The organism is Gordonia tangerina (assembly GCF_021556435.1).
Classification (GTDB): domain Bacteria; phylum Actinomycetota; class Actinomycetes; order Mycobacteriales; family Mycobacteriaceae; genus Gordonia; species Gordonia tangerina.
In genome coordinates this window covers 515098-537043 of the sequence record NZ_JAKGCU010000001.1, presented here as the reverse complement: position 1 = coordinate 537043, position 21946 = coordinate 515098, and the positions used below count along the sequence as shown (strand labels likewise).

Here is a 21946-nt window from a genome sequence, read left to right as displayed (position 1 = left end):
AGACCGGGTCGGTCGGGCGCTTTCGGTGAGAGTCGACCTCAGTTGCTGCCGGAGCTCGCCTTGAGCAGCAGCGCGGCGATCTCGGACCGGTCGGCGACGTCGAGTTTGGTGCAGGCGCGGTAGATGTGGCCTTCCACGGTGCGTACCGACACCGTCAGGCGTTGCGCGATCTCCTTGTTGGACAGACCGGCCGCCACCAGGTTGGCGATCTCGCGTTCGCGGGTGGTCAGTGGCAACGGTTGTGCGGATTCCACCAGCGCGGGTGTCCGCAAACCGCCGCATTCGGCGGCCAACCGGTTGGCCACCGCCGCCGACGCCACCGTCGCGGCCCGGCTGCCCTCCGCCTCATGGAGCACACTGGCCTGCGCCGCCGCGTCGGCCGCCGACAACCGAAATCCCAAACGCTCGAATTCCGTTGCACACAAGTCGAGTTCGACGGCATCACGCGACTCCAGCGCGCTGGCGTGACGAGCGTAGAGTCCCGCGAGCGGTCCATCGATCATCCCGGCGAGTTCGCGGAGTCGCTGCGCGCCGGACGGATCACCGAACCGGGCCGCGGAGTGCAAGGCCTCGGCCTCGATAGCGAACTGCGCGGTTCGTCGGGCGTCGTCGGCGGCCTTGACCGCGGTCTCGACGGCCAGCGACACCGTACCGGCCGAGGCCTGCTGCCACGACTCCGCGACCGCCAACATCGGACCGAACACGGCGATGTGGCGGCCGTACTTGGTGTGCGCCCGACGCAGGGCACGCTCGGCGTCGTCGGTCCGCCCGCACGCGCTGAACGCCTGCACCACGTAGAACATTGCGGGATAGTTCCAGGATTCGGCCACCCCGTTGCCACTGTCCAGGGTGGCAAGCGTCTGTTCCATCCGGCGGCCGACCGATGCGCTGTCGCCGCGCGCCAGCTCGACGACCGATACCAGGATTCCAGCCAACGCCCAACCCACGTACTGGCCGATGTTGGAGAACCGTACGTACCGGTCGGCGCGGGTCGCCGCTTCATCCAGTTGACCGGTCAGGGTGAGTGCGAGGATCTCGCCGAGTCCGGCCGGAAACCGCAGCAGACCGTCGGTCTGGGTCTCGGCCACGCGCGCCCGCGCCGCCAGAGCAGCCACCTCGTCCCCGCGTCCGGCAACAGCTCGGGCCAGTCCACCGCCCAGCACGGCGAACTCCACCGCCCACGGGGACGGGTCCGCCGAGTCGAGCACCTCCTCCGACAGCGCGATCGCCTCGTCGATTCGGTTCTCGAAGGCGGCGCACGCGGACATGAAACCCCTGACCACCAGGGCCAAGTTCGGGTCGGTGACCTTGTCCTGCAGCATCTCGAGGACCTCGTCGGCGCGATCGGCATCGCCGATGGCCCAGAAGATGGTCGCGAACCGCAGCCCACCCCAGAAGATGAGTTCGATCTCGTTGAGGTCCTCGGGCCGAAACCTGTCGAGCACCGCGTCGGCCTCGGACGCATACCCCTGCCACATCAACGACCGTGCCAACGGCTCGGCGGCGCTGAAGCCGCTGCCCTCGGCGACGGCCGCGCGGGCGAAACGCTCACCCAGCGGGGCGTTGGCGAAGGCCAACGCATCGCGGGCGGCCGCACTCATGAGCCCGGAATCGACACCCACGTCGCTCTCCAGCGCGAGGTCGGCCAGCCGGATCCGCTCGGCGGCGGTGTCGGTTCCGCGGGTCTGCAACGCCTTGACCAGTTTGCCGCGCAACCGACGCGACGAGGCCAGGCCCAGTCGGTGCCGGATGACCTCACCGAACAACGGATGGTTGTATTGCACGTTGAGTCGGCGGCCGTCACGCAGGATCCGCACCAGTCCGGCGATCTCGGCTTCCTCGACCGCCTCGTCGCCGGCGAGGTCACCGAGGATGTCGATGTCGAGAGGCTCGCACAGGGCAAGGTACTTGAGGACCGTGAGCACCGAGTCGTCGAGCTGCTCGATCCGGCTTTCCAACAACGACGCCAGCTCGGAGGTGATCGCGGCGCGTCCACGTAGTTGCCAGATCCCATTCACCTGACGGAGCGTCTCGGCTTGGCGCGCCCCTTCCACGAGGTGGCGCAGGAACAGCGCGTTACCGCCGGAGGCCTCCCACATCAGATCCGCCGACAGACCTTCGAGCTGACCACCCAGCACCGATTCGATCAGTTCGACGCTCTGCTGTTTGCTGAACGGTGACAGCGTGATTCGGGTGAGGTGATTGTCCTTCCACAGCGAGGTGACGGCGTCGGGCACGCTCTCCCCGGACCGCACCGTGGCGACGATGTGCACGGCACGATCGATGGCGAGCTGATGCAACAGGGTCGCCGACAGTTCGTCGAGCAGGTGCGCGTCGTCGACACCGATCACGACGTTGCCGTCGGACAGCAACGATTCGCGGGCGGCGGCCAGGTAGGTCACCGGGTCGCTCGACGTCGCCGGGCCGACGAGATGGGCGAACACGCCGAGCGGGATACTGCGGGCGGATTCGGTACCGGCGACCCACCGCACGCCACCGTCGAGGGCGGCGGTGACGTGGCGGGCCAGCGTGGTCTTACCGACACCCGAATCGCCGGTCAGCACAACACCACACGCATTCGTCTCGCCGCGCAGTGCGGCTTCGATGATGCGGAACTCTTTCTCGCGCTCGACCAGAGGCCAATCGGAGGACATGGGGAGAGTTTAGTCTCACGGCCTCGGTCGGGACACAGGTCAGGGTGGGTGACGGTACGCGTACATACCGATGTACGACACAGTTCAGGCGTCGCGGCGGTCGGTGACGACGATGCCGAGCGCGAAGATCACTGCCGCGAACACCGCGAAGTAGATCAGGGACCCGTAGACGTTCCAGTGGTAGTCGGTGCCGGCGAGGTCGCCGTTGAGGAACCGGCTGCCGTTGGCGAACGGCAGGAAGGGGGCGATGTGGTCGCCGATCTTGGGCAGAATGGTCAGGATAGATTCCAACGCCAGGTTCCAGATGAGGACGATGACGATCGCGCCCGCAGTATGACGGACGATCGCGCCGACACCGAGGCCGATGACCACGTAGAGCGCCGCGAGCACGGCGGTACCCCAGATCTGCCGGATCACCACACTGTCGCCGAACTCGATGCCGACCGTCGTGCCACCGACGACACGCGCCAACGCGACACCCACGATGGCCAGCAGCACGCTGACGAGTAACGCCAGCAGACCGAAAACCGCGGCCTTGGCGATGAGCACGACCGGCCGACGCGGCACGGCCTGGAATGTGGTCCGAATGGTGCCAAACCGGTACTCGCTGGTCACAGCCAGCACCGCCATGATCATCAACACCAACACACCGAACGAGTTGAGGCCGATGAGGGCCGTCCACGCCGCCTCACCAGGTGTCGACGCGAGCGGACCGCTGGTGGTGGCCCCGGTCACCAAAGCCAATCCGATGGTCAGCACCGCGACGATCGCCACACACCAGTAGGGCGAGCGCGTGGAGGTGAGTTTGATGCGCTCGGCATCCATCGCCGTGATCATCGCGGTCCTCCCTGCGCGGCGGTGCCGGCCGGCCCGCCACCCTGATATTGGACCGCACCGGCGGTCATCGTCATGAACACCTCTTCGAGTGACGCGGTGGCTCCGGTGAGTTCGTGCAGCACGATTCCGGCATGCGCGGCGATGTCGCCGACCTGATCGGTGACCACGTCGGCGATGTCGAGCACCGGACGGCCATCGGAAGCCACGGCGGGGGTGACCCGCAATCCGGCCTCGGCCAACACCCGGTGCAGGGCGTCGAGCTGTGGGCTGCGCACCCGCACACTGCTCGATGCCCGGCTGGTGAACTCGGCGACCGAACAGTCCGCGATCAATTTGCCCTGTCCGATCACCACAAGGTGGTCGGCGGTCAGGGACATCTCGGTGAGTAGGTGGCTCGACACCAGCACGGTGCGACCCTGTGCGGCCAGATTGCGCATGAACCCGCGGATCCAGACGATGCCCTCGGGATCGAGACCGTTGACCGGTTCGTCGAACAGCAGGGTGTGCGGGTCGCCGAGCATCGCTCCCGCCAGGCCGAGGCGTTGCTTCATACCCAGCGAGAACCCACCGGCGCGTTTGCCGGCCACCGACGCGAGGCCCACCATGTCGAGGACCTCGTCCACCCGCCGCCGCGGGATGCCGTTGGACGCGGCCATCCAGCGCAGATGCGAACGCGCGCTGCGGTTGGGATGAATCCAGCTCGCGTCGAGCAGTGCGCCGACCTGGCGCAGCGGGGCGTCGAGCTCCCGATAGGGCCGGCCGTCTACGGTCGCGGTTCCGGCGGTGGGGCGGTCGAGACCGAGCATCATCCGCATCGTCGTGGATTTGCCTGCCCCGTTGGGTCCCAGGAAACCGGTCACCAGGCCGGGGCGAACCTCGAAGGTGAGGTCGTCGACGGCACGCACCGGCCCGAAGACCTTCGTCAAGTTCTCGACTGTGAGCACGCTCTCGACCTTAGACATCTGGTGGCGTTTGCGGGCGTAGCGTGATGGCGTGCCGGTCACGTTGGTCGTCCTGCTGTGGTCCGTCGATGGCTGCGACGACGCGCTCCACGCCTATGAGGACGACGTGCTGCGGCTGGTGTCTGCGCACGGCGGTCGTGTGCTGGTGCGGGCCCGCCGCACCGACGACGATCCGTCACATCCGTTGGAGACCCAGGTCATCGAGTTCGACGACCGGGCCGGGTCCGACGCATACCTGGCCGATCCGCGTCGGATGTCGATGGCCGATCGCCGCGCGGCATGTGTGGCGCGGACACAGATGTGGCCGGTCACCGTGTGACTGGTCGGGGCGGCGCGTCCGGCGGCAGCACCGCGGCGAGCAACATCCGGGCCGCGGTGGCGACCAACTCGTCGCGGTCGGCCCCGTCGGGCCGCAACAGCGCGATGCGCAGACACAGATTGGCGGTTGCGCCCATGGTGAGGAACACCAGATCGTCGAGTTCATGCGGCTCGAGGTCCGGTCGCAGTCGGGCGGGGAGGATGCGGGCCAGCGGGACCAGAGGTTCTTCGACCTCTGCCCATGCGTCGCCGAACTCCGCCTCGGTGGTCGAGTACGACACGCGCAGGACCGGGTCGTGCTTCTCGAACGCGGCGGTCAACGTCTCGACGATGGTCACCATCGCGGTCATGGGTTCCGCGTCCATCGCGCGGCCAACGCCGGTGGCCAACGACGTGGTGATGTCGTGGATCGCGGCCGCACGCAACTCCTCGATGAGTGCATCGATGTCGGCGAAGTAGCGGTAGACCGTGCCGATACTGACGTGAGCATGGTCGGCGAGTTGCTGCGTGGTGGGACGGATGCCCGGCCGCCTGACCAAAAGCTCCACCGCGCCAGAGAGAAGTCGTCTGCGCATCTCAACGCTGCGATTCTGCTGCGGACGGGCACGTCGGGATCTCGGTGGAGAGCGTCGCGCGGCACCGGCCATGAAAGTGAATAGTAAGTGAGGATTCCTCGTGTTTCACTGAAGCCGTGGAACTGCACCCGCCCGGAGAACTGGTGAACGCCGACCTCGCCGTCGCACGCTACGGCGCGGCGGGCGAACGGTGGGTGTCGGCGATGTGGCAAGGCGATGCACTCGCGGACGCCGTGGCGAACGACAACTTCGCCGGATCGTCGACGACCGACGCGGTGCGCACTGCGCTCGAGCACGGGATCGACGCCCTCGACGATGCCCCCGATTCGCTGCGGAACCTCTTCGAATTCCTGGACGACGAGCCCGATTGGGTCGATCACACCCGGCTCGACCGCGCTGCCGACGCACTGATCCGGCACACCGCGGCGCTGGGGGTGGTACTGGCCGCAGCGTCGTTGCTGCGCGGAGCCGGCAACAGCATCGCAGGCAAGCCGTTGGTGCAGACCGGCCGGTACGCGTCGATGCCCGCCGTCCGGTCGGTCGAGGTCGGCGAGTGGATGCGTCAGATCCTGACGCCGGGCGGGATGCGTCGTGAAGGCGGCGGTTTCGCCTACACCGTCCGGGTTCGGATGATCCATGCGCACGTGCGTCGCGGCCTGTACCGGTCCGGGAAATGGGACGAGCCGGCGTGGGGTGTGCCGATCCCGCAGCCGTACATGGCGTTCACGATGGCCGAGTTCGGCCACATCGCGCTTGAGGCCATGCACAGCCTCGGGGTTCGGCTCAGCGACGACGACCTCGATGCCGTCTATCACCTATGGCGCTACGTCGGACACGTGATCGGCATGGAGCCAGAGCTGAATCCGGCCGACGAGTCCGATCACATCCGGATCGAGGAACTCTACCGACTCACCTCGCCCGGACCTGACGACCACGACCGCGAGTTCGTGGTCGCACTCACCGACGATTACCTGATCCCAGAGATCGCCAATACGCTGCCGGGCCCCACCACCGCCCGACGCGCGGCGGCCACCCGATTGGTCCATGCGCTCCAGCGGGTGTTCCTGGGGGATTCCGACGCCGATGCGTTACAGATCCCCGACACTCGACTCAAGCACGTCATCCGCGCGGGCGCGCCCGTGATGGCAGGATTCGGTCACATCCGAATGCGCATCGGCGGTGGTCCACAACGCATCTCGCAACGGGGCTACCGCGTCCGAGACGCCGAGATGACTCGCATGCGCGCCGCCTACGGCGTCACCCACGAACTGGTGGACAACGCACCCCAGCCCGTTGGTTGATCAGCGGCGTGCCGACCCATGCACCGCCGCCCCCGCCACTGGTTGAGTAGCGGCGTGCTGCCCATGCACCGCCGCCCCCCGTCGTTTGTTGAGTAGCGGCGAGCGAGCCTGCCGCGTATCGAAACCCCCGCCCCGCAGCAACACTCCCTGTCGCATGTCGAGTAGCGACGAGCGAGCCCATGCCGCTGGTTGAGTAGCGGCGTGCGAGCCTGCGAGCCCGCCGCGTATCGAAACCACCCCACCCGCTCAAAAATCTTCTGCACTATCTTTAAGAAACTCCTTGACGTCGAACTGGTGTTCGACCATAGTGGAGTCATGGGAGCTTCGGGGGATCTCACCACCATCACTGATTCTGTTCGTGACCTGCACTTGGGCGACGATATGTCGGGGCGTGCCGCGTTCGATGCGATGACCGCTCTGGTCGTGCTGCGTAATCTGATCGACCATCACGCTGCGACGGTGGTCGGCCATCTGGATCGACTGGGTGTGGCCCGCGATCACGGCCGCAAACTCAGTGAGTTGTTGATCGTGATGGGGCTCGCGCCGGCGGTGGCGACCCGTCTGATCCGGATCGCCGCCGCACGCGAGAAACTGCCGACCCTGGCCGCGCATGCCGCTGATGGGGCGATCTCCGCCGAGCATGTCGACGCGGTGGGTAAAGGGGTCGATCATGTCGGGAAAAGATCGGCGGAACCGCTCGACGATGTGGCGCGTCTAAACATCGTGACCGAACTTCTCGCCCGATTCTTTTCCGGCGCCACCCCCGCCGACATCGGCAAACGTTCCCGTCGTCTGGGTAACCAGGCCGCTGAGGACACCGGTGGGCTACCCGCCTCCGAAGACCGTAACCTCAATGCGCTCACCCACGATGTCGATGGTGACGGACGGCTGCAGGTGCGCGCCGACCTCAACACCGAGGTCGGCGAAAAATTCTCGGCTGCGATGGAAGAGTTGGCGGCACCGCGTCCCGAACCCGACGGGTCGCCTGATGCCCGCGGCCCGGAGCGCCGCCACGCCGACGCGTTGGAGGCATTACTCGATATCGCTGCCCGTAGTGGTGATGTGGCGTCCGCGCCGCGTCACCGACTGCTGGTGTCGGTGCCCGCTGATACTCCTGATTTGGCCGAGTTGCCGTTCCTGGGGTCGATCACTGAAGCCATGCTGCGCACGTTGACGTGCGACACCACCGCGACGGTCGCGATCGTCGACGGTGAGGCGGTGCCGATGGAGATGAGTAAAGACAAACGCCTGTTCCCAGCCCATCTCCGTAAGGCGTTGCACAAACGCGACGAGTGTTGCATCAAATGCGGTGTGGCGGCCTCCCGCTGCCAAGGCCATCACCTCGTGCATTGGGCTGATGGTGGAATCACGGTGTTGGACAACGGATGTTTGCTGTGCCCGTCGTGTCATGCCGACATCCACCACAACGGGTGGGAGGTGATCATGGGTCACGACCGACATCCCTGGCTCATCCCACCCGCCGCTGTTGACCCGACACGTCGGCCGATACCGGCCTACAACCGACGCACGATGAACCTCGACAACCTACCCGCCGCCGCCTGAGCCACGCTGACCACTTCCCACGCACCCGGCCCCGGTCGGGACCGCAACCGTCCCTTGAGAACTCCATAGAGTGAACCAACGGCGCCGCAACGGTGTCGCGTACCCGACGGCCACATCGGTTGCACAGCAACCCATGTGGTGCGCGATACGCGACACCGTACGCCGGGCGAGCAGCATGCGGGCCCACTGCCCAACCGCAGTTTGCCCCAACCCGCTGGTTGCGTAGCGGCGAGCGAGCCTGCGAGCCCGCCGCGTATCGAAACCGGCTCCACGCCAATGTATTTCGCCATGATCGTCACATCGCGAGGTATTATTCAGGCGCGTTGCGGCGAGGACGCCCGAGCCCAGAAGCGCTTCGGGATACGGCCGGCGCCGGCGGCATGACGCCCGGCGATCACCGCGTGCCTCATCGCCGTGGCCATTCGCTCCGGGTCATCAGCGCGCGTGACCGCGGAGGCGAGCAGGACTGCATCGCAACCGATTTCCATGGCGAGAGCGGCGTCGCTCGCAGTGCCGATACCCGCGTCGAGGACCACCGGCACCTGTGCATCTGCGACGATCATCTCGATGTTGTGCGGATTCGCGATACCCAATCCGGTACCGATCGGTGACCCGAGTGGCATCACGGCTGCGACACCGAGATCCTGCAGCCGCCCGGCAAGAACCGGATCGTCGTTGGTGTAGGCCAACACGGCGAAGCCATCGTCGACCAAGGCCCTCGCCGCGTCGATCAGTTCGATCGGGTCGGGTAGCAGGGTACGTTCATCGGACACCACTTCGAGTTTCACCCAATGGGTCTCGACGGCCTCACGGGCGAGCTGTGCGGTCAATACTGCTTCGGCCGTCGTATGGCAACCAGCAGTGTTGGGCAGGATCGCGATGTCGAGGCGGCGCAGCAACTCGATCATCCCGGTACGCGAGTCCGGACTCACACGCCGCAAGGCCACGGTGGTCAGCTCGGTGCCCGACGCCACCAGTGCCCGCTCGAGAACGGCCAGGTTGGAGATCCCACCGGTGCCCATGATGAGCCGAGAAGCGAACTCGCGGTCCGCGATCCGCAGACAGTCAGTGGCCTTCGCGTTCCCGTATAGCGCGGATTCGGCATTCGTATCCGTGGTCGGATCATTCCGCATCGCGCTACCCACCCTGCACCGCCGTGACGATTTCGACACCGGCACCCGCATGCAGGGCCGTGCTCCAGCTCCCCCGGGGAACAACCACGCCGTCGACTGCGACGGCGATACCTCGGTCCGGCAGACCCATACTCCTCAGCAGTTCCGCCACCGAGGCATCGGGCCGCAGGGTCATATCCTCTCCGTTGACGGTGACCGTCATCATCTGTTCACTCCTTGGTTGATGGCGTCGCTCGCGTTCGTGGCCCCGACAGTGCGCCGGCCTGCAGCGCCGCGGAGTACGTCGAGGACCACATGAGCCGTATAGGGCGCCAACAGGATTCCGTTGCGGCCGTGACCGGTGGCAACCAGCACCCGCTCATCGATGCGACGGATGATGGGGAGCCCGTCGACCGAACACGGACGCATGCCGGCACCGGCCTCGGCCAGCTCGTAGGTACGCAGACCGGGCATGAGGTCGACGGCGTCGGACAGCAGGTCCGTCACGCCGCCGACATCGGGGGCAAAGGCCGTCTCGTCGAACGGTTCGTACTGAGTGGCGCCGACAACGACGCCGTCCTGCCGCGGGACCAGATACACCGCCCGACCGTGCATCCGCGCTCGCACCACGTGCGTTGGCGGTGGCACCGACCACGTGGTCCGGCGGAGCCGAAGGATCTCTCCCTTGGCCGCATGCAACGACACCTCCGGCACCAGCGCGGACGTTCCCAATCCCGCGGCGACGAGGATGTCATCGGCGTCGGCCAGCTCGGCGAGATCACTGATCCGCCGCTCGATCACCTCACCACCGGCCGCCAGAAGCGCCTCCCGCAACGCGGCGAGCAATCGACGGTTGTCCACCGCGCCCTCACCGATGGCCAGATAGCCGCTGTGCAGCCGGGAGCTCACGGCCGATTCGAGTCGCCGTATCTCAGTCGGGCCCACCCGGCGCAGGTCGTCCTGGGCGCGCGGTCGGCGGGCCCAGACGAAGTCGGCGAGAGTATCGAGATGTTCGGCGTCGGCGGAGGACGCTGCGACGAACAGCGAGTCGGCGGCTGCCAGAACGCTGTGGCCGCCCAGACGGGACAGCAACTGCGGCCAGCGGCGCACCGACTCGGTGGACAATGCCAGCAGCTCGTCCTCCCCGGGATGCCCTTCACCCAGGGACCCGAGCATGCCCGCCGCCACCCATGCCGCCCGATGCTCGGCGCCGGCGTCAAACACCCGAACCCGCCAACCGGCGTCGGCAGCGGCCAACGCACAGGTCAAGCCGATGACACCGCCACCGATCACCGCCAGCAGGCCGGTGGCGGAGCCGGAATTGTCAGCAATCACGTCCGATCATCCTTCCTTCGCCGGCATTACCCGGATCAGGTCAAACGGTCAGCGGAGGATCGATCCGCACTCTCAGCCCGGCGCACCCCGGGCTCCCGTGTCGTTCCACCCCAGGCTACCGCCGTCGTTCTGGGCGTTGGCACGGCGGTGGCGACCCGGGGCCGCAGTCGTCTCGACTCCCACGGCTAGCGTGGCCACCGTGACCGACACCCGAAGCGCGCGGACCGCGCGGCTCGCCGACGCCCGCCTCTACCTGTGCACCGACGCCCGCCGGGAACGCGGAGATCTCGTCGACTTCGTGTCCGCTGCAGTCGCCGGCGGTGTCGACATCGTCCAGTTACGGGACAAGGGTTCGCCCGGCGAAGCGCAGTTCGGCACCCTCGAGGCCCGAGAGGAACTCGAGATCCTGGCACGTATGCGCGCCATCGCCCACCAGCACGGCGCGATGCTCGCGGTCAACGACCGCGCCGACATCGCCGCACTGTCACGCGCCGATGTCCTGCACGTCGGACAGGGCGACCTGCCCGCCAAGCTGGCCCGCCACATTGCCGGCGCCGACATCGCGATCGGCATCTCCACCCACGACGCAACACAGTTACGCGAAGCGGTCGACGACGACGACGTCGACTACTTCTGCGTCGGGCCGTGCTGGCCCACGCCGACCAAACCCGGCCGGTCCGCCCCCGGCCTGGGCCTCGTCCGTCAGGCAGCGGCGGTCGCGACCGAGAAGCCGTGGTTCGCCATCGGCGGCATCGACGCCGACCGGCTCACTGCGGTGACCGATGCCGGAGCCCGCCGGGCAGTGGTGGTCCGCGCGATCACCGCCGCCGACGATCCACGCACGGCCGCCACGCAGTTGCGTGGTGCGCTGTAGGACGTTGCGCCGACAACGCAGTTGCCGCGTCGCAACTGCGCGGTCTATCGTGGTCGCCATCATGTTGTGCATGCAGAACGCGCTCGTAACCCGCCGCAGCGGGGTCTGAATCTGACCGACCCCCCGCTGCGGGGTCGTTGCGCATCTGCCCGTCGGTCGCTCCTCGACCGGACAGGCGAATTCCATGCACACCATCCGACGCACAACACATCCACGCACCGATCCGTTCGCGGCTCGGTTCGGTCAGTCGCTGCCACGCGGCATGCGCGAGGAGGCGACCGGCCTGAGCTGGGAAGGCTTCCTCGCCGAGTACGCCCCGACCGGGGCGATCCGGCTGGGCACCTGGTCGACCCGACGGGACCGAGAAGACCTGGTCACCTGCCAGGCCACCATCGCCCACGCCGACAAGATCATGTCGTTACAGGCGACCGCCGCCGGCCCGATCGGGGCAATGACGTCGATGTTGCACGACATCGGGGCGCCGGTCCAGATCGCCGGACTCCATCAGCGCGAGGTCGCCGGGACCGTCATCACATTCCTGCTGTGCGAACACGACGACCGCCGATGCTGGGCGTACGGCACCGGCCAGACCGCCGACGAAGCCAACGTCCGCGCACTCATCGCCGGGGCCAACCGGCTCCGGCCGACGCAGTGACCGGCGGTGGCCCGATCCCAAAACTGGGCCCGACTGCAGAATTGGGCCCGATTCTCAGCTCCGCGGATCGAGAGCGTTGATGCGTTCCTGCAGCATCGGCCAAGCATTCTCGAAACCCGGATGCAACGGCAACTCGGAGATGTCGTCCTCGCGCACCCAGCGCAGCTCAGCGGACTCGAAGTTCGCCACGGTGTCCACCGGTTGATCAACCTCTGCGATCACCGTGGTGTACGTCCACCCGCTGGGCGCCTGGTGGGTGACGATCGCGGCAACCACCCGCAGCGCGCTGTCCCCGATACCGGCTTCCTCGTCGGCCTCGCGGATCGCCGTGTCGATCGCACTCTCATGAGAGTCGCGGGCACCTCCGGGCAAACCCCAGGTACCGCCCTGGTGCGACCACACCGCCCGGTGCTGGAGCAGGATCCCGGTGGACCCGTCGGACAGCGGCGCGCGCAGCAGCAGTCCTGCCGCACCATTGCGGCCCCAGTAGCGCGAACCGTCCGGATCGACCACCCAACCGTCGCCGTCTCCGCGCACTCTGCCTCCTGCTGCTCGTCGTCGCCCCGACTCTCCAACCGTGCGGCCCGGACGTCGTCCACCGTATGTGAGGCGGCCGGTACTGGCCAGAGTGCGAACGTGGAATTCACTCCGCCGACCCGATCCGCCTCTGGTCGACTCCCCCGCCGACCCGATCCGCCCGCAATCCGAGAAGTGCGGGGACACGGCACCGCACGTCGAGCCGGGCGCGCACCCGAGGACTAGGGTTGAGGCAGATGTCCGAACCGTGTCCTCGAGCTTTCGACGCAACGCCGGACATCGCGTTTCGCCTCTTGCCGAGAGACGAAACATATGGACTGCACGCGGCGACAGACAAGGTGGAGACCGTGAACCCGACGCCGGCGCGACCGGCACGATCGGAAAGTGACGCCGGAAATATGGAGAGTTCGGAAGGAACCTGACGTGACCGGCGACGTCTCGCCCATGAGGACCGCGCTCACGCGTGCGGGCCGGACCATCCGGCCCAGTCCCACGGCGCCTCCGATCCGACAGGTGCTCTCCGACCGCCGCAATCTCGTCACCTCGACACGCCAGCGGGCACAGTCGCCGCTGACGACGCTGCGCCACTACTCGGTCACCAGTCCGGGAAAACTCATCCTGATCCTTGTGGTGCTCGCGATCTCGTGTGTGGCCACCGGTCTGTACGCCTCGACAACGTTGGAAGACCGCACCCAGACACTTCGGCTGATGATCGATCGCACCGAGCCGCTCGCCGAAGCCTCCCAGGTTCTCTACAGTTCACTGTCGATCGCCGATGCCTCGGCCAACTCGGCGTTCATCTCCGGCGGCCTGGAATCGCCGGAGTTGCGGACGCGATACGCCGACGCGCTCGCCACCGCGTCGTCGTCGCTGATCATCGCGGCCGGGTCCTCCGAAGAGGTCGAGCGAGCCACCAGCGCGGCCGCCTCTCGCGAGATCGACTCGGACCTCAACACCCTGGCCATCAGCATCCCGGTATACAGCGGCCTCGTGGAAGTCGCCCGGACCAACAACCGTCTCGGCAACCCGGTCGGCTCGGCGTACCTCGGCGAGGCGTCGAACATGATGCAGGAGAAGATCCTGCCGGCCGCCCAGCGCCTGTACCAGCGTCGGTCGATGGCAATCGCCGATCCGCAGAGTGCGCTGACGAAGCCACCGTGGGGTGTGTACATCGCGTTGGTCGCCTTGGTCGTCGGGCTCTTGGCCACCAGCCGCTATCTGGTCAGGCGCACTCGACGTCGATTCAACGTCGGTGTGTTGTCGGCCTTGATCGCAGTCGTCGTGGGGACGGTGTGGCTGCTGACCTCCGGTTTGATGTCGGTGGCCGCCACCAACAACGCGCGCGTGGACGGGGCGGCCCCACTGCGCGAACTCACCTCGGCACGCATTCTCACCCAGCAGGCGCGGTCGGCGGAGACGCTGTCATTGGTGCGCCGCGGTGACCAAGAAGATCAGGACCGCACATTCACCGACACCACCGCCGCCATCGAGCGGCTGATCGACCGGGTGGAGCGCGAGCGCGGTGACTCCAGCGTCGTCACCGACGCGCAGATCTACAACGCCAACTATGTGCTCGACCGCTGGCGTGAACTCGATGCGCAGGTCCGCGCACAGATGTCGGCAGGTGACTTCGCACAGGCCCGCACGATGACGATGGGCGACGGGCGCAACACCACCGCGCAGGCCTACCGCGACCTCGACCGCGCGCTCGTCGACAGCATCACCACCACCCGCCAGGCCTTCCGCGACGACATCAACACCGCCCAACGTGTCCTCGGCTTCACTGGCTCCGGCATCCTCGGACTGACCTTGTTCGCCGGCGCCGCGGTGGTGATCGGACTGATCCCGCGTATCCGGGAGTACCGATGATCGACCGGTTCGAGGTTCGGGTACGCATCAAGAAGCTGACGACGTCGGCGGTACTGGTCCTGGCGGTGGGTGCCGCCGCCACCGGCTGCGCCCGGTTCCCCGCACCGGAATCGCCGCCACCGGTCGCGTTCGGAGCACGTCCGCTGCCTCCCGGTGCGCAGACCGATGTGCCGCGCGAGCCGGTGCCGACCTCGCAGAACTGCGACGCGACGGTGAGCCTGCGCCCCGGTGCGATGCCACCCCCCGGCCAGATGCCGCGGGGCAGCACGATGGCGGAGATCCTGGAGAGCGGGCGGCTCATCGTCGGACTCGACATCGGCAGCAATCTGTTCAGTTTCCGCGACCCGATCAGCGGCGACATCCAGGGATTCGACGTCGACATCGCGCGCGCGATCTCGCAAGCCATCTTCGGCGACGAAGCCACCATCGAGTTCCGGGTGCTCAGTTCCGCCGACCGCACCCAGGCGCTCGCCGACCACTCCGTCGACGTGGTGGTGAAGACGATGAGCATCACGTGTGACCGGCTGCAGGATGTGTCGTTCTCAACCCCTTACTACGTTGCCTACCAACGCATTCTGTCGACCCGCAACTCCGGTGTCACCGAACCTCGGCAACTCGTCGGCAAACGCGTGTGCGCCGCCCGGGGCGCCACCTCCATCGGCCGAATACAGGCCATCGTGCCGCGCGTCAGAATGGTCACCACCACCACGTGGGCCGATTGCCTGGTGATGATGCAACAGGGTCAGGCCGACGCGGTCAGCACCGACGACGCCATCCTCGCCGGCCTCGCCGAACAGGACCCGTGGGTGCAACTCGTGGGGCCTAGTCTCGGCGTGGAGTACTACGGTGTCGGAATCCCGAAGGGCCAAGACGACATGGTGCGTTTCGTGAACGGAGTCCTCGAACAGCTCCGCAGCTCAGGACAGTGGCAAGAGATGTACGACCGCTGGTTGTCGATCCTGGGGCCGAGTAACGGACCGCCACAACCGGTGTACAGAGACTGACGGCATGACCGATGAGGAGACGACGGGGAGCATCCGACCGAGCGGCACTGGCCGATCGAGGTGACGTGCTGAGATGACAGGCTGAGATGACAGACGAGGAGTATCGCCCGCAGGCGCCGGCGTCCACAGCGGACGCGGGCGGGGCCGAGGTGGGCACGCAGGCGGTGAGCCGCGATGAGCTCTGCGACGACGAGCCCGCCGACGTGGGTACCCAGGCGGCGTCGGCCGCCGATCTCGACGTCGGCACCCAGCAGGCGTCGGTTGACGATCTCGATGTCGGCACCCAGCAGGCGTCGGTTGACGATCTCGATGTCGGCACCCAGCAGGCCACCCTCGGCGATCTCGACGTCGGAACCCAGTACGCCGACGTTGGGAACGCAGATGACCAGGAAGACGGACCCACCGACCGGGTGTCGGGACGGTCCGGACCGACGATCCCGACCGACGTTATCTCCGCCCTCGGCTCAGGTCGGCGACTGGTGCCGCGCAACCGATCGATGGTGCACGATCGTCGTCTGGGCAGTGGACTCGTCGAGTTGCCCAAGATCACCGACATCGAGCCCGCAGATGCGGTGCTGACCCACCCGGTCATCGCGGAGAGCAAACGCACGTGCTGGCGATGTGGAAAACCGGTCGGACGCACCTCCGGTCCCGGTCAGGGCGATCTCACCGGCGAGTGCCCGCACTGCGGGGTGCGGTATTCGTTCGTGCCCGGCCTCGAGCAGGGCACACTGGTTGCCGACCAGTACGAGATCGCCGGTGCCATCGCACATGGCGGCCTCGGCTGGATCTATCTGGCCATCGACCGCAACGTCTCCGACCGCCCCGTCGTGCTCAAGGGTCTGCTCAATTCGTCGGACTCCGAGGCGCAGGCAGTGGCTGTCGCCGAACGACAGTTCCTCGCGTCGGTGAACCACCCCGGCATCGTCAAGATCTACAACTTCGTGGAGCACGTCAACGAATTCGGTGACCGTTTCGGCTACATCGTGATGGAGTACATCGGCGGGCAGACCCTCAAACAGATCACTGCCGAGGACGAAGGCGGCACCGGGTTGCTGCCCGTCGAGCACGCGATGGCCTACATGCTGGAGGTACTGCCCGCCGTCGGTTACCTGCACTCCGTCGGCCTGGTCTACAACGACGTCAAACCCGAGAACATCATGGTCGGCAGCGACGAGGTGAAGCTGATCGACCTCGGTGCGGTGTCGGCGATCAACGGGTACGGACACCTGTACGGCACACCGGGTTTCCAGGCCCCCGAGATCGTCCGGACCGGCCCGCAGGTGGCCTCCGACATCTACAGCATCGGTCGCACCCTCGCGGCGCTCACCGTGGACATGCCCAAACGCAACGGCCGCTACCTCGACGGCCTGCCCTCCACTGAAGACACCCCGGTGTTCCGAGATAATCCGTCGTATTACCTTCTGCTGCAACGAGCTACGGCCGAAGACCCTGCCGACCGGTTCGCCTCCACCGACGAGATGACGACCCAGGTCCTCAATGTGCTGCGCGAGATCGTCGCCGTGCACACGGGCGTGCCGCGCCCATCGCTGTCCACGGTGTTCACCCCGCAACGCTCGACGTTCGGTACCGATCTGATGTTGGCACCGGTCGACGGTTTCTTCGATCCCGAACAGGCCGCGTTCTACGATCCTGTCGACATCGCCCGGGCGTTGCCGCTGCCGCTGGTCAATCCCGCCGATCCCGCGTCGAGCATGCTCACCTCGGCCGCGTTCTCCGATCCGCGCCAGACCCTGGACTCCATCCATGCGGCCCGCGCCGACGGCTTCTCGTCACTGCTCGGCCGCACCGACAAGCGCAAACACCCGTCCCTGGAGATCGATCTCGCCGAGGTGCGCGCGCATCTGGAACTCGACGACGTCGACACCGCCCTCGCTCTGTTGCGGGATGTCTCGGTGCACCACGGTGATTCGTGGCGCGTGCAATGGTATCTGGCCATCTGCGCGCTGATGAACGACGAGCCAGAGCTGGCCTATGAGCGGTTCAGCGATGTGCTGCAGGCGATGCCCGGCGAGGTGGCACCGAAGTTGGCGGTGGCCGGTACGGCCGAACTCATCGGCCGGTGGCTGTCGGATGAGGGTTTGCCGTCGGAGAGTCACGACGCACGCATAGCCGAACTATTCGATGTCGCCGCCCACCACTATCACGATCTGTGGCTCACCGACCACGGGATCGTGACCGCGGCCTTCGGGCTGGCACGGCTGGCGGTGGCCGCCGGTGACGTCGCGTCGGCCATCGCACCGCTGGACGAAGTGCCGCCCACCAGCAGACATTTCAACACCGCACGCGCGACGGCGGTGATCGCACTGGTGCACGGCAGACCCACCGGCGAGATCACCCGCCAGCAGGTCGTCGAAGCCGCGCGACGAGTGGGCGTGATGCCCGAGGGCGAACCCCGCAAGCAGCGTCTGCTGCTCATCGTGCTCGGCACCGCCCTGGGCTGGGTGCACGAGAATCCCGACACCGATCCCACCCTTCAACCGACCACGCTGCTGGGATATCCGTTCACCGAGCAGGGCCTGCGGGCCGGCACCGAACGCAGTCTGCGAGCACTGGCCCGACAGACCCGGTCCAACCGAGATCACCGGTTCATGCTCGTCGACCTCGCGAACTACGTGCGGCCGGACACGCTCTTCTGAACACGCCACCCCTCGCTGATAGAACAACCCAAAGCCCGCCCCGCTGATCCAGCAGCCCGAAGCCGCCGCTCCTCGAGTAGCCCGAAGCCCCCGCCCCGCTCCTCGAGTAGCCCGAAGCCCCCGCCCCGCTCATCGAGTAGCGTGAAGCCCCCGCCTCGCTGATCGAGTAGCCCGAGGCGCTAGCCGAGGGCGTATCGAGATCAGACAACGCACCCACTCGACCCAAAACAACGCCCAGTCAACGACATACGGCGCCCAACAAACGAGATACCGCGCCCACTCGACGGGAAAGGACGGCCACTCAACGCGGGGTGCTGACGACTTCCGCGGACTGTCGCGCGATGGCCAGTTCCTCGTTGGTGGGGACCACGAGCACCGACACGTCGGCATCGTCCGGCGAAATCCGCCGGGCATCTTTGCTGCGCAGGGCATTACGATCGCGGTCGACGACGATCCCGTAGTTCTCCAGGCCCGCAAGCGCATCGGCGCGCACACTCGCCGCGTTCTCACCGACACCGGCCGTGAACGTGATTGCGTCCACCTTCCCCAACTCGATCATGTACGCGCCGATGTAGCGGCGCAGGCGATGGATGTAGACATCGTAGGCGCGTCGTGCCGCCTCGTCGCCCTGCGCCATCTTCTCGGTGATGGTCCGGAAGTCGTTTTCGCCGCACAAACCCTTCAGCCCGGACTGCTTGTTGAGCAGCGTGTCGATCTGATCGACCCGGAGCTTCGCGACACGGTGCAGGTGCAGCACGATGCCCGGATCGACGTCACCGCTGCGGGTGCCCATCACCAATCCCTCGAGCGGGGTCATCCCCATCGATGTGTCCATCGGCCGACCACCGGCGATCGCCGACGCCGACGCCCCGTTGCCCAGATGCAGGACGATCTGATTGATCGACTCGAGTGGGCGTTCGAGGAACCCGGCCACCTGCTCCGAGACGTACTCGTGGCTGGTGCCGTGAAATCCGTAACGACGAATGGCGTGCATGCTCGCAACGCCGCGGTCGATGGCGTAGGTCGCGGCAGCGTCGGGCATGTCGTGGAAGAAAGCGGTGTCGAAAACCGCCACCGATGGCACCTCCGGCAACAAAGTCCGAGCTGCCTCGATGCCGATCAGGTTGGCTGGATTATGCAGCGGCGCAAGGCTGGAGATTCGCGATATCTCCCCGATCACCTCGTTGTCGATCAGGGTCGGGCGGAAGAAGGTGCGTCCCCCGTGCACCACTCGATGGCCCACCGCCTGCAACCCGGCGCTGCGTAGATCCGTGCCGTGATCGGTGAAGAACCGCATCGCCCGCTCGATGGCCGCATGGTGGTCGGGCAGCTCCGCCGACACGGTCTCGACGTCACCGTTTTGTTCATGGGTGATCGAAGACCCGCTATCACCGATCCGTTCGGCGATGCCGTCAGCCACCACCTGCTGGCTATCGGGATGCACCAGTTGGTATTTCAGCGACGACGAACCGGCGTTGAGAACCAGCACCGCACCGGCGGCCCCCGCGTTCATGCCGGCCCCTCCGTCACGGTCCCGGGTTCACCCTGGGCCTGGATGGCGGTGATCGCCACCGTGTTCACGATGTCGGAGACCAGCGCGCCGCGGGACAGATCGTTGATCGGTTTGTTGAGGCCCTGGAGCACCGGGCCGATGGCGACCGCACCCGCACTGCGTTGTACCGCCTTATAGGTGTTGTTGCCGGTGTTGAGATCCGGGAAGACTAGGACCGTGGCCTGCCCGGCCACCGGCGACTGCGGCATCTTGGTCGCCGCCACGCTCGGTTCCACCGCGGCGTCGTACTGGATGGGACCTTCCACCAGGACCTCCGGCGCTCGTTCTCGTACGAGATCGGTCGCCACCCGCACCTTGTCGACGTCGGCGCCGGAGCCGGACTCACCGGTGGAATACGAGAGCATCGCCACCTTGGGTTCGATCCCGAACTGCGCGGCCGTCTGCGCCGACGAGATGGCGATGTCGGCGAGTTGTTGATCCGTCGGGTCGGGCACCACCGCGCAGTCGCCGTAGGCGAGCACCTTGTCGGCCAGACACATGAAGAACACGCTGGAGACCGTGTTGACGCCGGGCTTGGTCTTGATGATCTCAAAGGCCGGCCGGATCGTGTGTGCGGTGGTGTGCACCGCCCCGGACACCATACCGTCGGCGATTCCGGTGTGTACCATCATCGTGCCGAAATACGAGACGTCGTGCATCATCTCGGCTGCTCGCTCCACGTCCATCCCGCGGTGCTTGCGAATCTCGGTGTACTGGGCGGCGAAATCATCCAGCAGGTCCGACGATCCGGGATCGATCACGTCCACACCGTCGAGGTCGACACCGAGTTCCTGTGCGCGCGTCTGTATCCGGTCCGGTGGGCCGAGCAGGGTGAGGCGGGCGACGCTACGTCGCAACAGGTGTCCGGCTGCGCGCAGAATCCGGTCCTCTTCACCCTCGGGCAACACGATGTGCTTGGGGTTCGCCCGCGCGCGGGCGATGAGGCCGTACTCGAACATCTGTGGGGTGACCACCGATGGCGCCCGCACGTCGAGCACCTTCAGCAACGCCTCCGGGTCGATGTTGCGTTCCATCAACCCCAGGGCCGCATCTATCTTGCGCACCGAATCTCGACCGAGCCGCCCCCGGGTGTGCGCGGCGGTGCGCGCCGTCTCGTAGGTGCCATGTCCGCACGCGATGATCGGCAGCGTCGGTTTGAGGCCTTTCACGAGCGCCTCGATCATCGGATGCGGCCGCAGACCGCCGTTGAGGATGATTCCCGACAGTCTCGGGAAGCTTTGCGCGGTATTGGCGTTGACGAGCGCCAGCAGGACGTCGGAACGGTCGGCGGGCGTGATCACCACCATCCCGTCGGTCAGCCGCTCCAGGATGTGTTCGACGGTCATGCCACCGGCCATCACGTTGAGGGCCTCCCGGTCGAGCAGGGCCTCGTCGCCGCTGTACATGTGCGCACCGAGCGCGGTTTTGAGTTCACCGATCGTGGGGGCGAACAACACCGGGTTCTCCGGCAGACACCAGGTCGGCACCCCGGTCTTGGCGACCTCACGATTGGTGACGTCGAGCAGCTCCGGTTCGCAACGGTTCACCACGATCGCCGCCGTGGTCGCATGCGCGGCGGAGATCTCGGTGAGCAGCAGCTCGGCCAGACCGTGCATCTCCACGGCACTGCGCCCAGACGCCTTGACCGCCAGGATGATCGGCGCCGAGAGGTTTGCCGCGATCCGCGCGTTGTAGCTCAGCTCCGACGGGTTGCCGACGTCGGTGTAGTCGGACCCGACGATCAGGACGGTGTCGCAGGACGCCTCGACGGCGTGGAAGCGGGCCACGATCTCCCCGATCGCCGCTTCCGGGTCGTCGTGCACCTGCTCGTAGGTGACGCCGATACGGTCTTCGTAGGGCAGATCCACCGAGTCCCGATCCATCAGCAGATCGAGGATGTAGTCTCGTTCGCCGCCGCTGGCCCGGGAGATGGGACGGAACACACCGACCCGCCCGCCACGCGCCGACAACAGCGCCAGCAACCCGAGCGCGATGGTCGACTTGCCGGTGTCCCCTTCGGCCGAGGCGAGGTAGATGCTGCGCGACTCGACGGTGTCTGCACCCATGGACTCAGCCTATCGACGATCCGGCGACCACAGGGAGTGCTCGCTGGTGAATTCGAGTTGGATCGATCACGC

Annotated in this window: 18 protein-coding genes and 1 riboswitch; of the genes, 8 read left to right on the top strand and 10 right to left on the bottom strand. The window is 66.8% G+C overall.

The features are described 5' to 3' along the window. Window positions 1-38: 38 nt before the first annotated feature. The 3 genes from L1892_RS02515 to L1892_RS02505 all read right to left on the bottom strand — a co-directional run bounded on the left by L1892_RS02515 (window position 39) and on the right by L1892_RS02505 (window position 4435). Window positions 39-2654 carry a helix-turn-helix transcriptional regulator gene (locus tag L1892_RS02515; protein ID WP_235721850.1) on the bottom strand — a complete coding sequence of 872 codons (2616 nt, stop codon included), beginning with the start codon at window positions 2652-2654 and terminating at the stop codon, window positions 39-41. Window positions 2655-2738: 84 nt separating this feature from the next. Beyond that, window positions 2739-3491 (bottom strand): ABC transporter permease, encoded by a 753-nt coding sequence (locus tag L1892_RS02510; RefSeq protein ID WP_235721849.1) that lies wholly within the window; start codon window positions 3489-3491, stop codon window positions 2739-2741. Then, window positions 3488-4435, bottom strand: a complete 948-nt coding sequence (locus L1892_RS02505) for an ABC transporter ATP-binding protein (protein ID WP_235721848.1) — start codon at window positions 4433-4435, stop codon at window positions 3488-3490. Before L1892_RS02505 ends, L1892_RS02510 begins: the two co-directional genes overlap by 4 nt. Before the next feature lie 49 nt (window positions 4436-4484). Between L1892_RS02505 and L1892_RS02500 the strand changes: the two genes are divergently transcribed. After that, on the top strand, window positions 4485-4772 hold the full coding sequence (locus L1892_RS02500) for a DUF1330 domain-containing protein (RefSeq protein ID WP_235721847.1): 288 nt from the start codon (window positions 4485-4487) through the stop codon (window positions 4770-4772). Here L1892_RS02500 and L1892_RS02495 read toward each other — a convergent pair. Continuing rightward, a complete protein-coding gene (locus L1892_RS02495; protein WP_235721846.1) occupies window positions 4762-5346 on the bottom strand; it encodes a TetR/AcrR family transcriptional regulator in 585 nt (194 codons plus the stop codon). The genes L1892_RS02500 and L1892_RS02495 overlap by 11 nt on opposite strands. 116 nt (window positions 5347-5462) lie before the next feature. Between L1892_RS02495 and L1892_RS02490 the strand changes: the two genes are divergently transcribed. Both L1892_RS02490 and L1892_RS02485 read left to right on the top strand, forming a co-directional pair. Further along, complete coding sequence (locus tag L1892_RS02490) at window positions 5463-6647, top strand: oxygenase MpaB family protein (RefSeq protein WP_235721845.1); 1185 nt, start codon at window positions 5463-5465, stop codon at window positions 6645-6647. A 315-nt stretch (window positions 6648-6962) separates the two neighbouring features. Then, window positions 6963-8210, top strand: a complete 1248-nt coding sequence (locus L1892_RS02485; protein ID WP_235721844.1) for an HNH endonuclease — start codon at window positions 6963-6965, stop codon at window positions 8208-8210. Between the two features lie 314 nt (window positions 8211-8524). Here the strand turns inward: L1892_RS02485 and L1892_RS02480 are convergent, their stop codons facing one another. The 3 genes from L1892_RS02480 to thiO form a co-directional block, all read right to left on the bottom strand. Next, entirely contained in the window at window positions 8525-9343 is an 819-nt protein-coding gene (locus L1892_RS02480; protein ID WP_268899811.1) for a thiazole synthase, read from the bottom strand. Between the two features lie 4 nt (window positions 9344-9347). Then, on the bottom strand, window positions 9348-9545 hold the full coding sequence (gene thiS, locus L1892_RS02475; protein WP_235722009.1) for a sulfur carrier protein ThiS: 198 nt from the start codon (window positions 9543-9545) through the stop codon (window positions 9348-9350). Beyond that, complete coding sequence (gene thiO / locus L1892_RS02470) at window positions 9545-10654, bottom strand: glycine oxidase ThiO (RefSeq protein WP_235722008.1); 1110 nt, start codon at window positions 10652-10654, stop codon at window positions 9545-9547. The genes thiS and thiO overlap by 1 nt, the downstream gene beginning before the upstream one ends. After that, window positions 10652-10766, bottom strand: a riboswitch (TPP riboswitch). (Overlaps the previous gene by 3 nt.) Before the next feature lie 81 nt (window positions 10767-10847). Between thiO and thiE the strand changes: the two genes are divergently transcribed. Further along, window positions 10848-11531 carry a thiamine phosphate synthase gene (gene thiE / locus L1892_RS02465; RefSeq protein ID WP_235721843.1) on the top strand — a complete coding sequence of 228 codons (684 nt, stop codon included), beginning with the start codon at window positions 10848-10850 and terminating at the stop codon, window positions 11529-11531. 184 nt (window positions 11532-11715) lie between these two features. Next, a complete protein-coding gene (locus L1892_RS02460) occupies window positions 11716-12186 on the top strand; it encodes a 2-isopropylmalate synthase (protein ID WP_308191641.1) in 471 nt (156 codons plus the stop codon). 54 nt (window positions 12187-12240) lie between these two features. Here L1892_RS02460 and L1892_RS02455 read toward each other — a convergent pair whose 3' ends face one another. After that, window positions 12241-12723, bottom strand: a complete 483-nt coding sequence (locus tag L1892_RS02455) for an NUDIX hydrolase (RefSeq protein WP_235721842.1) — start codon at window positions 12721-12723, stop codon at window positions 12241-12243. 423 nt (window positions 12724-13146) lie between these two features. Here L1892_RS02455 and L1892_RS02450 point away from each other — a divergent pair, with 423 nt between their 5' ends. From L1892_RS02450 to L1892_RS02440, 3 genes are all read left to right on the top strand, one after another. Beyond that, complete coding sequence (locus L1892_RS02450) at window positions 13147-14592, top strand: GlnX family signal transduction membrane protein (protein WP_235721841.1); 1446 nt, start codon at window positions 13147-13149, stop codon at window positions 14590-14592. Further along, window positions 14589-15596, top strand: a complete 1008-nt coding sequence (locus L1892_RS02445; protein ID WP_235721840.1) for a transporter substrate-binding domain-containing protein — start codon at window positions 14589-14591, stop codon at window positions 15594-15596. The genes L1892_RS02450 and L1892_RS02445 overlap by 4 nt, the downstream gene beginning before the upstream one ends. A gap of 86 nt (window positions 15597-15682) precedes the next feature. After that, the gene (locus L1892_RS02440) at window positions 15683-18256 is read left to right on the top strand and encodes a serine/threonine-protein kinase (RefSeq protein ID WP_235721839.1); all 2574 of its coding nucleotides are present in this window, start codon (window positions 15683-15685) and stop codon (window positions 18254-18256) included. Between the two features lie 301 nt (window positions 18257-18557). On the opposite strand, the gene L1892_RS02435 is transcribed toward L1892_RS02440, so the two are convergent. Together L1892_RS02435 and pta are read right to left on the bottom strand one after the other, a co-directional pair. Next, complete coding sequence (locus L1892_RS02435; RefSeq protein WP_235721838.1) at window positions 18558-19769, bottom strand: acetate kinase; 1212 nt, start codon at window positions 19767-19769, stop codon at window positions 18558-18560. Then, window positions 19766-21874: a phosphate acetyltransferase gene (gene pta, locus L1892_RS02430; RefSeq protein WP_235721837.1), complete on the bottom strand. Its 2109-nt coding sequence runs from the start codon at window positions 21872-21874 to the stop codon at window positions 19766-19768. Before pta ends, L1892_RS02435 begins: the two co-directional genes overlap by 4 nt. Window positions 21875-21946: the final 72 nt, after the last annotated feature.

Bases quoted from the DNA above. Each gene is read 5' to 3' on its own strand.
- L1892_RS02515 (WP_235721850.1), bottom strand. From the start codon at position 2,654: ATGTCCTCCGATTGGCCTCTGGTCGAGCGCGAGAAAGAGTTCCGCATC.
- L1892_RS02510 (WP_235721849.1), bottom strand. From the start codon at position 3,491: ATGATCACGGCGATGGATGCCGAGCGCATCAAACTCACCTCCACGCGC.
- L1892_RS02495 (WP_235721846.1), bottom strand. From the start codon at position 5,346: ATGCGCAGACGACTTCTCTCTGGCGCGGTGGAGCTTTTGGTCAGGCGG.
- L1892_RS02485 (WP_235721844.1), top strand. From the start codon at position 6,963: ATGGGAGCTTCGGGGGATCTCACCACCATCACTGATTCTGTTCGTGAC.
- L1892_RS02480 (WP_268899811.1), bottom strand. From the start codon at position 9,343: ATGCGGAATGATCCGACCACGGATACGAATGCCGAATCCGCGCTATAC.
- thiS (WP_235722009.1), bottom strand. From the start codon at position 9,545: ATGACGGTCACCGTCAACGGAGAGGATATGACCCTGCGGCCCGATGCC.
- L1892_RS02460 (WP_308191641.1), top strand. From the start codon at position 11,716: ATGCACACCATCCGACGCACAACACATCCACGCACCGATCCGTTCGCG.
- L1892_RS02445 (WP_235721840.1), top strand. From the start codon at position 14,589: ATGATCGACCGGTTCGAGGTTCGGGTACGCATCAAGAAGCTGACGACG.
- L1892_RS02440 (WP_235721839.1), top strand. From the start codon at position 15,683: ATGACAGACGAGGAGTATCGCCCGCAGGCGCCGGCGTCCACAGCGGAC.
- L1892_RS02435 (WP_235721838.1), bottom strand. From the start codon at position 19,769: ATGAACGCGGGGGCCGCCGGTGCGGTGCTGGTTCTCAACGCCGGTTCG.
- pta (WP_235721837.1), bottom strand. From the start codon at position 21,874: ATGGGTGCAGACACCGTCGAGTCGCGCAGCATCTACCTCGCCTCGGCC.